At 70.1% G+C, this 1347-nt stretch carries 2 protein-coding genes; both read right to left on the reverse strand.

Annotation, left to right across the window (positions count from 1 at the left end; translation table 11 throughout):
* A partial coding sequence (locus tag ACLN58_RS22250; protein ID WP_415857380.1) for a family 1 glycosylhydrolase occupies positions 1–708 on the reverse strand: 708 nt, incomplete at its 3' end.
* Positions 709–769: 61 nt separating this feature from the next.
* Positions 770–1347 (reverse strand): SDR family oxidoreductase (locus ACLN58_RS22255; protein WP_415857381.1); only part of this gene is annotated, 578 nt, incomplete at its 5' end.

A 1347-nucleotide genomic window follows, 5' to 3' on the forward strand; every position in this document is an offset into this window, starting at 1 on the left:
GGCCCCGGGGCGCGCCACGAAGGCGCGGTTGGCGACCGTCCAGCCGACCTTGGCGTCCGTGCGGTCGCGGACGATGTCCCGCGCGGCCCGATGAGCCTCGACGAGGCGAGCGCCGATCTGCGGGTCCGGCGGCGGGAGCTGGGGCCTGGGGTCCTGGTCGACCGTCGGGCTCTGCCAGTCCTCCTGCGCCTCGGGGGCGGCGGTCATCATCCGGCGCATCGTCGTCATCATGGCGAGCATGTTCGGTTCGTTCATGGTCGCGACCCATTCGACGCCCGCAAGGATCGAGGTGGCTTCGGCGACGTATCGCGAGAATCGTTCGCCGGCGCGATCGCTGAGCCATCCGCCTTCATCGGCGAACCAGCGGGGGACCGTGAAGTGATTCAGAGTCACCACCGGCGTGATCCCGAGCGCGAGTGCGGTGTCGATCATCCGGCGGTAGTGGGCGAGTTCGGCGAGTGAGAACCGCCCCGGGAGCGGTTCGATCCGGGCCCACTCGATGCCGAACCGGTACGTGTTGAGGCCCGCGTCCGCGAGGAGCAGCATGTCCTCGGAGAAGCGGTGGTAGCTGTCCACGGCGTCGCCGCTGGGCTCCATGCCGGGCACGGTCTGCTCCTGGACCCACCAGTCGCTGTTGAGGTTGTTGCCCTCGATCTGGTGCGGCGCCGTCGAAGCTCCCCAAAGGAAGCCGCGCGGGAAGTCGTTCATTGTTCGTGAAACCTTTCATTTTCTGGGAGAAGCTGGCTTTGGGGGAAGCGATCCGTCGGGATCAGGCGGCCGACCAGCCGCCGTCACTCGGCAGGACGGCGCCGTTGACGTTGGCAGAGTCGTCGCTCAGCAGCCACGTGATCGCGGCGGCGAGCCTCTCCGCGTCGGCGACGGGCGAGCCGACGGCCTGCATGAGGGGGAAGACCCGGCCCGCGGCGAATTCGCTGCGGACGGCGGCCTCGATGTTCGTGGCGACCGCCCCGGGCGCCACGGCGTTCGCCCGCACGCCCCGGGGTCCGTACATGAACGCAGTGTTCTTCGTGAGGCCGATGACGGCGTGCTTCGACGCGGTGTAGGCGACGCCGGCCGCGGAGCCGCGCAGCGCCGCTTCCGAGGCGACGTTGACAATAGAGCCGCCGCCGCCCGCGAGGAGGAGGGGAAGCGCCGCCCGGGTCAGACGCATCGGCGCAGTGACGTTGACACCCATGACGCGCTCCCACGTGGCGTCGTCGACCTCGCCCACGGGCAGGAAGCCGTCCATGATGCCCGCGACGTTGGCCACGCCGTGCAGCTCGCCGTCGCACGCGGCGATGATCTCGTCGAGGGTGTGGCTGTCGGCGACGTCGCCCGCCACGGTCC

This window comes from Sinomonas sp. G460-2 (assembly GCF_047759905.1).
Taxonomy (GTDB): Bacteria; Actinomycetota; Actinomycetes; order Actinomycetales; family Micrococcaceae; genus Sinomonas.